This window comes from Pseudomonas sp. PvP027, assembly GCF_017833005.1.
In the GTDB taxonomy this organism is placed as follows: domain Bacteria; phylum Pseudomonadota; class Gammaproteobacteria; order Pseudomonadales; family Pseudomonadaceae; genus Aquipseudomonas; species Aquipseudomonas congelans.
On the sequence record NZ_JAFIBK010000001.1, the window covers coordinates 2,955,394 to 2,967,974 of the forward strand.

The following is a 12,581-nucleotide window of genomic DNA, read 5'->3' on the forward strand; positions in this document are numbered from 1 at the left end:
TGAAGCAACGGCAATTGGGCTGCTCTCTGTAGGGACGGAGAGCAGCCTGTCGAATCGATCAGGGGGCTAATCACTCTTGCGTTGGCCCTCGATTCCATTCAACTCCAACCCTCGCCTTTTCGTTTCCCGGCCTCCCGATCAGCCTCAACAATAGCGGTCGGGAATGGGCTGCGTGCCTTTGCGAACCACCACAGGGCACCCGCCCCGATAACGCTCGTCAGCACGGCCAGCATCAGAATGACCTGGCGGATGCCCAAGGGCGCTGCGAGCAGGGCCACCAGCAAACCCGCCAGAGGCTGCGACAGGTTGTTGAGCAACGTGATCACGCCCACTGTCTTGCCGAAGTCCTGAGGCGGTATCACCCGCTGCCGGAGGGTGCGCATGTAGACGTTGAACATCTTGTCGAAGCCGACGATCAACAGAAACCCCAGCGCATAGCCAATCAGGTTCGGGCTCAGGGCGCTGATGAATGCCCCGGTCGCGATCATCGAAAAACCGACGCTACCCAGCACGCGCATAGGCAGAGCCACGCGGGCCAGGAAGAACAGGATCACGATGGTCGTCACCGCACCCGCCGCCTGCAGCCCGGCGTAGCTGTCTTTGCCGGCGCTGTACTCTCCGATCACCATGGCTGCCGAGGTCGCCAGCGTTACACCGACGATCAGGTTGACGCCTACTGCCAGCGTGATGATCTTTTTCAATTCCGCCAGGCTGCGGATATGCCCGAAGGCAATCCGCAATGGCTGCAGCCAGATGTCCTGATGCTGCTTGAACACCTCCAGCGTGATACGGCTGAGACGTTGCCACGCGAGCATGCTCAGGTCTGCCAGCAGGAACAGGCCAGCGGTCAACAGTACGACCCAGTGCCAGGCCCACACTTCAAGCATCAGTGCCGCGACCAAGGGCCCGAGAACCAGCCCTGACTGGTCGGCAATCTGGGAATAGGACAGCGTTCTGGTGTAGCTGTAATGCTGAAAGATATGCGGCATGAGCACTTCGCGCGCCATGATGCCTTGCGTGGTCAGCACCCCGCACAATGCCGACAGCGCCACCAGCCATCCGATACCGCCAAAGATGGCGTAGAGCACCATCGCCAGCACGCACAGCGATGCCCGGTAGACCTGACTGATATGCAGAATTTTGACTGGCGGGTATTTGTCGCAGAGGGCACCGCACAGCGGAAACGCAAGAAACCTCGGCAGCGATTCGACGAAAAACGCCAGCCCGGCCCATGAAGCGCTGTTGGTGGTCTGGAACACCACCAGCGGCACAATGAACAATAGAATCTGATCCGCCAGCCTGGACAGGAAAAGCGAGATGAAGAAAGCGAGGTAATCCTTACGCATGGAGAACTCCTGTATGCCGGGACGTGCGTCGCTATTGACCGAACCAGGCATTGGAGCTTATTGGATTTGCGTGCGTAATGCTCAGAAGAGGACGCAGAGCGTCCAGAACGGCATACCCACGCGGAGCATGGGTACGATGGTGTTCTCGCTGACGACTATCGTTCCTCACGCTCCAGCGTGGGAATGCCTTTCGTGACGCTCTGCGTCACAAATCTATGCCGCGCCGCACATTCAAGATCGGACGCGGAGCGTCCAGACCGGCATGCGACGCGGAGCGTCGCACGATAGTTGGGGGAACGAGAGTCAGTGGGTCAGAACGCAGGCAGTACCGCGCCGTCGTACTTCTTGTTGATGAAGTCTTTCACTTCCTGGCTGGTCAGCGCTTTCGACAGTTTCTCGATGGCGTCGGTGTGGGCGTTGTCTTCGCGGGTCACGAGGAAGTTCACGTAAGGCGAATCCGAACCTTCGATGATCAGCGCGTCTTTCTTCGGATTGAGCTTGGCTTCCAGCGCGTAGTTGGTATTGATCAGCGCGAGGTCAACCTGGCTCAAGGCGCGTGGCAGTACAGCCGATTCCAGTTCGCGGAACTTGAAATTCTTCGGGTTGCTGGCGATGTCTTTCGGCGTGGACAGTGCGTTTTTCGGATCCTTCAGGGTGATCAGGCCATTCTTGTCCAGCAGGATCAGCGCACGCCCGGCGTTGCTGCCTTCGTTTGGAATGGCAATGGTTGCGCCTTCAGGCAAATCTTTTACGCTCTTGTACTTTTTCGAGTAGCCGCCGAACGGTTCGACGTGTACGCCAACGCCGGTCACCAGGTTGGTGCCTTTACCCTTGTTGAAGCCATCCAGGTAAGGCTTGGTCTGGAAGTAGTTGGCGTCCAGACGCTTTTCGCTCAACTGGACGTTCGGCTGAACGTAGTCAGTGAAGACCTTGATTTCCAGGTCCACACCTTCCTTGGCCAGCGTCGGCTGGATCAACTTGAGGATTTCCGCATGCGGTACAGGCGTTGCGCCGACTACCAGCTTTTCACCTGCGTGAGCCAGGCCAATCGAGAACACAGCCGCCAGGGCGGTCAGCAAAAACGTCTTTTTCATGCAATGTCCTTAACGAAATCCGAGAGCGTCATCCAGAAATGACGCCTTATTATTCAATGGTTTGCCACAGCTGTCCGAGCCCTGCGACATCACGCTGACATTACCGGTGTTTTATATTCCGATAAAATACTTTTTAATCGAGTGCTTATGCTTTTTTGCATCGGCATCTACTGTACCTCATCACAACCGCTCTGGGGCGGGCTCAAGCGGGACGCCGATCCAGCTCCGAGGTGACTGTTTCAAGCAATTGCCTGAGCGCGGAAAGCTGCCGGCGATCACCACCTTTAAGCAATAGCTGCGTCTGACGCTCGATCAGAACCAACGGATCGGCGATGTCCGGCAGATTGATATCGTGTGCGCGAATTTCATCACCGCTGCTGACCAGCAAGGCAAAGTGAATGACATTCTCCAGTTCACGGGTATTGCCGGGCCAGCTATGGGCCTCCAGCGTGCGCTGCGCATCCTCGCTGATCAGTTGCACCGGCAGGTTCAGACGCTGGCTGTAGATCCCGACAAAATACTCGGCCAACGGCAGGATGTTGCCCGGCTGCTCGCGCAACGCAGGCAGATCGAGGCGGCCCTCGCTCAGGTAATGATAAAGCCGCTCGTGGAATTTCCCGGCAGCCACGGCCTGGGCCAGATCGATACTGGTGGCGGCGACCAGACGCACATCGACCGGGCTCGGCTGCTGCGCGCCCACTCGCGTGACTTCGTGATTTTCAAGGGCCGCGAGCAGCTTGACCTGGATCGGCAGCGGCAGGTCGCCGATCTCGTCCAGGTACAAGGTGCCGCCATTGGCCGAACCGAACCAGCCTGCGCGGCTGCTGACCGTTCCACTGTGGGCTCCGGCGGTATAGCCGAACAATTCGGCGTCGGCATACGTCGGGCTGATGGCACCGCAGTTCACCGAAACGAACAGACCCGAGCGATCACTGCCGCGATGAATATGCCTGGCCAGCAATTCCTTGCCGGTCCCGGACTCGCCACGGATCAGTACCGGTAGGGAACGGGGAGCCAGTTGCTCCATTTCTTCACGCAATTGGCGCGAGCGTGGGTCGATGAACACCAGCGCCTTGGCGCGAATGCTCAGTGGGCTTTTTTCCGCATCGGGAAAGGTCAGCAGCGGCTGACCGAAGTTTTCGTGAAGGCTCATGACACACTCCCGCCTGAGCCCTTGCAAAGGCTCAAGCGTTTAAAAAGACGGGACCCGGTGAGTCCGATAAACAAACTGCCCGGTCATGCGCGACGACGCGCGTGTTGCTCCAGACGATTCTGCAGGCGGTACAGGTAGGCGAAGCCCTGCTCCCAGCGTTGATGGCCGGACTTGACGTTGATATGCCCGGCCTGACTCAGAAAGCCGATCTCGGCACCCCAATGACGTGCCATCTCCATCGCACGCTGGGAGCTGACCGCAGGATCGTTGTCAGAGCTGACAATCTGTGTCGGAAACGGCAGCAGGTCGGCAGGGATCGGCGCAAAATTACGCAATGCAGGCGGGCAATTCGGACGCTCGACGTCGGCCGGTGCCACCAACAGTGCGCCCTGCACCTGACGCAAGGTGTCCAGCGGCGCGAGTCGGGCCCAGTGCGCGACCGTGACGCAGCCCAGGCTGTGCGCGATCAGGATCACGGGCGTGTCATGCGCGGCAATCGTGCGCTGCAACTCGCCGACCCAGTCTTCACGCCGTGGCTTGAGCCAGTCGGCCTGCTCCACACGTGTGCTGTTGGGCAGGCTGTTCTGCCAGTGGGTCTGCCAATGATCATCAGGAGACCCTTGCCAGCCTGGCACGATCAGATACCGGATCGACTCGTTATGCATGGATTCGCCTCCTGCATGTATGCGTTCATGAGGCGAGTATAGGGATGGAAGTTATATTCGCTAAGGAATAAGAAGCTATTTGTTAATTCCCAAAACGAATATCAGCTGATAGACAAAAAAAGAGACCACTCCCTGCCTTCGAGGAACGGCCTCTAATAAAAATCACTTTCAGGGCAAAGAATATCCACGCTTCATTACAGGATTACGACGGCCTCAGGTTGCAGGCACAGTACGCGGGCCCTGCTCGCCCGCAGTCAGCGGCACTGGCTCGTCATGCTGCGGGACTTCACGGGCAACGTTCCACACCACGATCGCCGCGATAATGTCGAAGATCGCCAGCACCACGAACAGCGGGCTGTAGCCGATTTTGGTGACCAGCACGCCGAAGACCATGGTGAACGCCGCCGCCCCGAAAAAGCCGAACATTCCGCCCATCCCGGTCGCTGTGGCCACCTCGTTTTTGCCGAATGAATCCGAGGTGATCGAATACAGCGCGCCCGACAGGGTCTGGTGGGCAAAGCCGCCGATGCACAGTAAGGCGATGGCGGTGTAGGGGCTCTCGACCAGCCCGATGCACGCGGGTCCGATCATGCATGAGCAGCCAAACAGCATGACCATCTTGCGCGAGGTGAACAACGACACCTTGCAGTACTTGTGGAACAACGGGCTAAGGTAGCCGCCCAGTACACAGCCGATATCAGCCGCCAGAAACGGCAGCCAGGCGAACATCGCGACTTCCTTGATGTTCATGTGGCGCTCGGTCATCAGGTACAGCGGAATCCACGCATTGAAGGTCTGCCAGGCAGGCTCGGAAAGGATTCGCGCCGAGGCAATCGCGTAGAAATTACGGTTTTTGAACAGTCGCTTCCAACTGCCTTTCTGGGCAGGTGCATCCTTCAGACGTGCTTCCTGGCCGCTGAGGATGTAGTCACGTTCGGCATCGCCAAGACGCTTCTGATCACGCGGGTGCTTGTACAGCAGCAGCCACAGGCCGCTCCAGACAATCCCCAGACCGCCGACAATCAGGAACGCCAGCTCCCAGCCACTCTGAAGGATGGCCCAGACCACCAGCGGGGGCGCAAGCAATGCGCCGAACGACGAACCGATATTGAACCAGCCGATGGCCACCGAGCGCTCTTTGGCCGGAAACCATTCGGTGGTCGCCTTGACGCCTGCCGGCAGCCCCGCCGCCTCGGTCAGGCCGAGCATGCCGCGGAAGATCGCCAGACTCTGCCAGCCGGTCGCGAATGCGGCGGCAGCGCAGGCAGCAGACCAGGCGATGGCGAAGATTGCAAAGCCCATCTTGGTGCCGATCGCGTCGATGATGTAGCCCGCCACGGGCTGCATGATGGCGTAGCACAGTTGCCAGGCGACAACGATGTGCGCGTACTGCTCGGTGGAAATGCTCAGCTCGCTCATGAGCGTCGGTGCTGCGACGGACAGCGTGTTGCGTGCCAGGTAGTTGACGACCAGGCCAGCTGTTACCAGCCCCACCATCCACCACCGAATGCCTTTTATCTTCATCTCTTCACCCTGTTTATTTTTAGATTGGCGATGAGCGTCCCGCGGCCAAGACCGTGAGGCGGCTGGTTTTATGTAACTTCAGATTACGGTTTCTGCAGAAGACTTTTAGGCGCTTTCCGCCGACGTTCATGCGTAAAAACAGACTTTTCGCACGAAAGGCACGCTTTTATGGCCTGAGAATTCAGACTGATCATCGGGTTGTTACTCTTTGAATTATTTTTGTGGTTGTAATTTTCTTCGAGTCTTATGTCGTCGTACAACATGATGCACTTATAGCCATTTGACATTCCGCTGTCAAATGACAGAAATGCTCTGACCTGCATCAGCGATGGGTTAGCGGAGCGTTGAGAACATCAAGGAGCTTTTACGTTATACGACGACTGCGCAATAGGCGCCTGCGGATAGCTCGTTTTGGCCTATCGGACACCGCTCAGTGTTCACAGCGCGGACTATTTTCGGGGTGATGACAAGAAACGTGTCCTGGCACTTGCACAACTGTCATAAATGCTCTCATTCTTGAAGCTGGCGTCAGGCCCGGTGAGACCTTGTCGACACGGGCCTGACGCTGAAGTCACCTCATGTCAGGAAGAGGCGTGCGCATGCCTGAGCCAAGCAGTCTCGCCAGCTGGACCCCCGCTCTGCGCAAGCAGCTCACTGCCTTGGGCATGGACAGCGATGCGTTGTGCCAGAGCGCGGGCATTGACCTGAACAGGCTGAGTGAACCCGATGCGCAATTCTCACCGGATGTCACCGCCACGCTCTGGCAACGTGCAGTGCAAGCCAGCCTTGACCCGGCCTTGGGTTTGCGCGTTTCACGCTTCGTCAGCCCGACGGCGTTTCATGCGCTGGGCTACACGCTGGTGGCCAGCGGATCACTGCGTGAAGTTTTCGAGCGCATTGTGCGTTACCGCTCGATGGCCGAGGACTCTCTGGAACTGGATTTCAGAACCGTCGGCGAACGTTATGAATTCCGCTTCGGTACACCGCCATCCTGTCAGTCACCGGTTCATGAGCTGCTGGATGCATTTGCCGCCATTTACGTGCGTACCTGCCGCAATCGGTTGGGACGGGGCTATGCGCCGCTCGCGGTGCATCTGCAACGTCCGGCACCCAAGGACCCGCGGCCTTGGTACGATTTGTTTCGGTCACCGGTCATGTTTGCGGCGCAGGAGAACTTGCTGGAGTTTGGCGGTGATCAATTCGACAGCCATCTGGATGACGGCCCGGTACAGCTGAACGGTCAGGAATCCCAAGGGGATCCGTTACCGTCACTGATCTGGGAACAGCGCGTACGCTCGGCCATAGAAACGCTGCTGCCGGACGGCGAACCCACCGTCAAGAGCATCGCCGAAGCCCTGCACCTGAGCACGCGCAGCCTGCAGCGCCATCTGGCCGACGAGGGCTGCTGCTATGACCTGCTGCTCAATCAGTGCCGCCAGAACCTGGCGCTGCTGCACATGAACGATCAGCAAAGCTCGCTGAACGAAATCGCTTATCTGCTGGGTTTTTCCGACACCGACTGCCTGAGCCGCGCCTTCAAACGCTGGACCGGGCTGACACCGGAACAGTACCGCAGCGCCGTGGTGCGCTGATGGGGGGCACACCCTCTTACCCATGCTCCGCGTCCGCTCTTGATTAAGCGGCGCGGCGCACATCCATGACGCGGAGCGTCACGAAAGGCATTCCCACGCTGGAGCGTGAGGAACGATAGTTGTCTGGTGGATCGCAAGCGTAACGTGCTAGGAAGAACGCTATCGTGCCCATGCTCCGCGTGGGTATGCCGTTCTGGACGCTCTGCGTCCTCTCCTGATTATGTGACTCAGAGCGTCACGGCAAGCATTCCCACGCAGGAGCGTGAGGAACGATAGTTGTCTGGTAGATCGCAAGCGTAACGTGCTCGGAAGAACGCTATCGTGCCCATGCTCAGCGTGGGTATGCCGTTCTGGACGCTCTGCATCCTCTCCTGATTATGTGACGCGGAGCGTCACGACAGGCATTCCCACGCTGGAGCGTGAGGAACGATAGTTGTCTGGTAGATCGCAAGCGTAACGTGCTCGGAAGAACGCTATCGTGCCCATGCTCAGCGTGGGTATGCCGTTCTGGACGCTCTGCGTCCTCTCCTGATTATGTGACGCAGAACGTCACGACAGGCATTCCCACGCTGGAGCGTGAGGAGCGATAGTGCTCTCAAGAACACCGTCGCGCCTGGGCTCCGCGCAGGTATGTGTTGGCTTCTAGCGTGCTTCGATCCGCGCCAGCTCAGGCAGATCCCCCGACAAACCCAGCGCTTCGCGCACGAACAGCGCCTTGGCTTCGGGCATGCGGTTGACCATTTTCAAGCCGGTGTTGCGCAACCAGCGCAAGGGCAGCGGGTCGGCCTGGAACAGGCGTTCGAAGCCTTCCATTGCAGCCATCAGCGCGAGGTTGTGCGGCATGCGGCGGCGCTCGTAGCGGCCCAGCACGCGCAGGTCAGACCAGCGCTCGCCGCGCCTTGCGGCATGGGTCAGCACTTCTGCCAGTACTGCAGCGTCGAGAAAGCCGAGGTTCACGCCCTGCCCGGCCAGTGGGTGAATGGTGTGCGCCGCATCGCCAATCAGTGCCAATCCCCTGGCAACGTAACGCTTGGCGTGACGCTGACGCAGCGGCACGCACAGGCGGCTATCGGCAGACAGCACCTGACCCAGTCGTCCTTCGAACGCCTGCTCCAGTTCGCGACAGAACAGATCATCCTCCAGCACCATCAGGCGCTCGGCTTCGGCAGGTGTGACTGACCAGACGATGGAGCACCAGTGCTCGCCCTCACGCTCCAGCGGCAGAAAGGCCAGCGGCCCGTCGTCGGTGAAACGCTGCCAGGCGGTTTTTCTGTGGGGATCGGCTGTGCGCACGCTGGTGACAATGGCGTGATGCAGGTAATCCCATTCACGCGTCGGCGTTTCAGTCAGGCGGCGCACGGCGGAATTGGCACCGTCGGCGGCCACCACCAGCGGCGCGCGCAACTGACGACCATCGGCCAGGGTCAGCAGCCAGTCATCGCCGGAGTGACGCATCTGTTCAAGCCGCGCGTTGGCCAGCAAGCCGATGTCGCTGGCGTGCAGTCGGTCGAGCAGCGCGTCCTGCACCACACGATTCTCGATGATGTGACCGAGCACGTCGGCATGCACACTGGAGGCTGAGAAGTGAATCTGCCCGGTGCCGCTGCCATCCCAGACCTGCATATGCGCATACGGGCTGATGCGGCGCGCAGCGATGCCTTCCCACACACCCAGCCGCTGGAGGATTCGCTGGCTGGCCGCCGACAAAGCACTGACCCGCGGCTCGAAGCTCGACTGTTGATCAAACGGCTCGACGCTCAGCGGTCCTCCGTCGACCACCAGCACATCAAGGCCGCTGTCCTGCAATGCCAGAGCAAGGGCACTGCCGACCATTCCGGCTCCGACAATCAGCACATCTGCGCGCGTTTCCATGGTCAAACCGTTCTCGCTTGCGGCCGAAGCCCTGTGTTTAAAGTGTCTGATTCACACATCGGATCGAGTCCCCAAACCCATGGCCTGACGAGCAAACCAGCGCTTGGCGGCCGGCAGCAGGTCCAGGCCGAGCAACCCGACGTTACGCCCGGTGGCAACGGCCGACCGGGAGCTGCCGAACAGGCGCGTCACCTTGTCGGAGAAGCCCACGGTCAATTGCTGATCCTGGCGCTGACGCTCACGGTAGAGCTGCAGCGTCGGCAGCTCACCGGGCGGCGCGTCGCTGTCCAGCAGCGTCTCGGCCAGTGCATCGGCGTCACGCAAGGACAGATTGAAACCCTGCCCGGCAACCGGATGCAGGCTGTGCGCCGCGTTGCCCAGGATCACCAGATGCGAGCGCACCTGCTCTTCGGCTTCGATCAGTGCCAAGGGGTAGACATGCCGAGCACCGACCTGACGCAGCGTGCCCAGACGATAGCCAAACACACCTTGCAGCTCTTCCAGAAAACTGCGGTCGTCCAGTTCGGCCAGACGCTGGGTATCGTTGCCCGGACGTGTCCAGACCAGCGCACAGCGGTTATCCGGCAATGGCAGCAGCGCCATCGGCCCGTCCTCGGTAAAACGTTCGAACGCCTGCCCGCAGTGAGCTTCACTCGGCGTGATATTGGCAATCAGCGCATGCTGGTCGTAGGGCCGTTGCCGCACCCCGATGCCCAGTTGCTCGCGCAGGCTGGAACGGCCGCCGTCGGCCAGCACGGCCAGGTCGCAGTCCAGTTCGCTGTCATCACTGAGGCTCAGGCGATAACCGTCGGCCATCGGCTGCATGTGTTTGACCTCGGCCGGCACACGCCAACTGACCACATCACGATCCAGCCCGGCCCACAGAGCCTGACCAAGCCAGGCGTTTTCAACCACATAGCCGAGCGCCGGAACGCCCTCTTCGATCGCAGACAGGCGAGTGGCACCGAAGCGACCACGGTCCGACACCTGGATTTGCAGGATCGGCTCGGCGCGTCGGGAAATCTGCTGCCAGAGGCCAAGCCGTTCATAGATGCGTCGCGAGCCGAACGACAGTGCCGAAGAACGCGCATCGTAGCTCGGCTGCCAGGCTTCACCCGGCGCGAAGGGTTCGATGAGCACGATTTTCCAGCCGCGCGCCTTGGCACCGGCCTGCAGCGACAACGCAAGGCTTGCACCGACCAGTCCGCCGCCGACGATGGCGATATTGAAGCGGCTCATGCGACCTGTTCCTGTGCAGCCGCCATCAGCGCCTCGATCTCGGCGACGGTCTTGGGCACGCCGCCGGACAGAATTTCACACCCCTGCCTGGTCACAACCACGTCATCCTCGATTCGCACACCAATACCTCGCCATTTCTTCGCGACTTCCAGGTTGTCGGGGGATATGTAAATCCCGGGTTCAACGGTCAGCGTCATGCCGACCTCCAGTACGCGCCACTCGCCGCCGACCTTGTATTCGCCGACGTCATGCACATCCATGCCCAGCCAGTGCCCGGCACGGTGCATGTAAAACATCTTGTAGGCCTCGCTTTCGATCAGCTCGCCGACGTCGCCGCGCAGCAGGCCCAGTTCAACCAGCCCGGCGGTAATCACCTTGACCGTCGCCTCGTGCGCCTGGTTCCAGTGCTTATCGGGGCCAATGGCCTCGAAGGCGGCATGCTGGGCCTTGAGCACCAGCTCGTAAATGGCTTTCTGTTCGGGGGAAAACCTGCCATTCACCGGAAAGGTGCGGGTGATGTCGCTGGCGTAGCAGTCGATTTCGCAGCCTGCGTCGATCAACACCAGATCACCGTCCCTGAGCACCGCGTCGTTCTGCTGGTAGTGCAGGATGCAACCGTTGCGACCCGAGGCGACGATCGAGCCATAGGCAGGCATCTTCGAACCGCCCTTGCGGAACTCGTAGTCCAGCTCGGCCTCCAGGCTGAACTCATGCAGCCCTGCGCGGCAGGCCTGCATCGCACGCACATGGGCACGCGCCGAGATATCCGCTGCGCAACGCATGACTTTGATTTCCGCTGCGGACTTGTACAGGCGCATGTCGTGCAGCAGATGGTCCAGGGCCACGAATTCCTTGGGCGGCTGGGCACCGAGGTGCGCCTTGGAGCGAATCACGTTGATCCAGTCCATCAGGTGCCGGTCGAATTCGGGATTGCTGCCCATCGCCGAATACACCCGATCCCGGCCTTCGATCAGGCCGGGCAGGATTTCATCAATGTCATTGATGGGGAACGCATCGTCCGCACCATACTCACGGATCGCGCCTTCCTGTCCTGCGCGCAGGCCTTCCCACAGCTCGCGCTCGGGATTGCGCTCGCGGCAGAACAATACGTACTCGCCGTACTCACGACCGGGGATCAGGACCACCACCGCTTCCGGCTCGGGAAAGCCGCTCAGGTACTGAAAGTCGCTGTCCTGCCGGTAGACGTGCTCGACGTCACGATTGCGAATGGCAACCGCAGCGGCAGGCAGGATGGCAATGCTGTCCGGCTCCATCTGAGCCATCAGAGCCTTGCGGCGGCGGGCGTACTCGGACTTCGGGATCTGAATCATGGGCAGCAGGCGTCCTGATGGAGTCCACCGGCTCGCGCTATGGCAAGCGCAGGCCGGTGTCGCAGTGATCGGCTATCAGTGCAGTGAAGGCTTGGGTTGCGGCGCGGACGGCTCGTTGAATTCAGTGAACAGCAGCAACGGCGCTACGCGCATGTACTCCATGACTTCCATGTAGTCGGTTTCGCCGTCTTCGGACTCTTCCAGCGCGTCCTGAACCTGGGCAATCGCCGCCAGATCCTCCAGAACAGCCTTGGCTTCAGTGCCCAGCGACTTGTCGCCAATGGCCAGACCGAAACCTGCCAGGAACCCCTGACACCACTGGCCCAGCGCAGCAGCACGCTCGGTCAGCGGTTCGTCGTCGCCTGGCAGCAACAGCACGACGGTCATGTCGTCACCGGTGAGCTCGCCCTTGACCATCTCTTGCAAGCCGACGAGCGCCTGACGGATATTGTCCTGCGGCTCGGTTTCCAGCAGGACCGACGCGTCGGCAAACCAGCCTTCGTTGTCGAAACCGGCACCTGCGCAACTGCGGCCCAGCAACAGGCCATGCAGCTCGGCAGGAGATACCTGGTGACCGCCACTGTTGAGCAGAGTGGCGAACGCTTTGTACGGAGAATTCTGAATGGGCATGGGTAGCTAGTCGCCAAACGGCGCAATGTCTAGAATGAAGGCCTTGTATCCTAGACTATCCGCGCGACAAGATCACCCGGACGGCGGTTCGAGCTTGAGCACAAGCATCGCTCCCCCTGCCATTCATCAGAAAGT

General features: G+C 60.1%; 10 protein-coding genes. 1 reads left to right on the forward strand and 9 read right to left on the reverse strand.

Annotation, left to right across the window (positions count from 1 at the left end; all coding sequences use genetic code 11):
• Positions 1 to 98: 98 nt before the first annotated feature.
• The 5 genes from JOE33_RS12395 to JOE33_RS12415 all read right to left on the reverse strand — a co-directional run bounded on the left by JOE33_RS12395 (position 99) and on the right by JOE33_RS12415 (position 5,755).
• On the reverse strand, positions 99 to 1,346 hold the full coding sequence (locus JOE33_RS12395) for an MFS transporter (RefSeq protein ID WP_187624990.1): 1,248 nt from the start codon (positions 1,344 to 1,346) through the stop codon (positions 99 to 101).
• Positions 1,347 to 1,657: 311 nt separating this feature from the next.
• The gene (locus JOE33_RS12400; RefSeq protein WP_003403204.1) at positions 1,658 to 2,440 is read right to left on the reverse strand and encodes a MetQ/NlpA family ABC transporter substrate-binding protein; all 783 of its coding nucleotides are present in this window, start codon (positions 2,438 to 2,440) and stop codon (positions 1,658 to 1,660) included.
• Between the two features lie 202 nt (positions 2,441 to 2,642).
• The gene (locus tag JOE33_RS12405) at positions 2,643 to 3,593 is read right to left on the reverse strand and encodes a sigma 54-interacting transcriptional regulator (RefSeq protein WP_054994434.1); all 951 of its coding nucleotides are present in this window, start codon (positions 3,591 to 3,593) and stop codon (positions 2,643 to 2,645) included.
• 83 nt (positions 3,594 to 3,676) lie between these two features.
• Positions 3,677 to 4,258 carry an alpha/beta hydrolase gene (locus tag JOE33_RS12410; RefSeq protein ID WP_054994433.1) on the reverse strand — a complete coding sequence of 194 codons (582 nt, stop codon included), beginning with the start codon at positions 4,256 to 4,258 and terminating at the stop codon, positions 3,677 to 3,679.
• Positions 4,259 to 4,471: 213 nt separating this feature from the next.
• The gene (locus JOE33_RS12415) at positions 4,472 to 5,755 is read right to left on the reverse strand and encodes an MFS transporter (RefSeq protein ID WP_187625093.1); all 1,284 of its coding nucleotides are present in this window, start codon (positions 5,753 to 5,755) and stop codon (positions 4,472 to 4,474) included.
• Between the two features lie 626 nt (positions 5,756 to 6,381).
• Here JOE33_RS12415 and JOE33_RS12420 point away from each other — a divergent pair.
• Complete coding sequence (locus JOE33_RS12420; RefSeq protein WP_010437586.1) at positions 6,382 to 7,374, forward strand: AraC family transcriptional regulator; 993 nt, start codon at positions 6,382 to 6,384, stop codon at positions 7,372 to 7,374.
• Positions 7,375 to 8,016: 642 nt separating this feature from the next.
• Here JOE33_RS12420 and JOE33_RS12425 read toward each other — a convergent pair.
• From JOE33_RS12425 to JOE33_RS12440, 4 genes are all read right to left on the reverse strand, one after another.
• Complete coding sequence (locus JOE33_RS12425; protein ID WP_010431213.1) at positions 8,017 to 9,246, reverse strand: 2-octaprenyl-3-methyl-6-methoxy-1,4-benzoquinol hydroxylase; 1,230 nt, start codon at positions 9,244 to 9,246, stop codon at positions 8,017 to 8,019.
• A 51-nt stretch (positions 9,247 to 9,297) separates the two neighbouring features.
• Positions 9,298 to 10,485, reverse strand: a complete 1,188-nt coding sequence (gene ubiH, locus JOE33_RS12430; protein ID WP_096124756.1) for a 2-octaprenyl-6-methoxyphenyl hydroxylase — start codon at positions 10,483 to 10,485, stop codon at positions 9,298 to 9,300.
• The gene (pepP, locus tag JOE33_RS12435) at positions 10,482 to 11,816 is read right to left on the reverse strand and encodes a Xaa-Pro aminopeptidase (protein WP_010431220.1); all 1,335 of its coding nucleotides are present in this window, start codon (positions 11,814 to 11,816) and stop codon (positions 10,482 to 10,484) included. The genes ubiH and pepP overlap by 4 nt, the downstream gene beginning before the upstream one ends.
• Before the next feature lie 75 nt (positions 11,817 to 11,891).
• Positions 11,892 to 12,446 (reverse strand): YecA family protein, encoded by a 555-nt coding sequence (locus JOE33_RS12440; protein ID WP_032614328.1) that lies wholly within the window; start codon positions 12,444 to 12,446, stop codon positions 11,892 to 11,894.
• Positions 12,447 to 12,581: the final 135 nt, after the last annotated feature.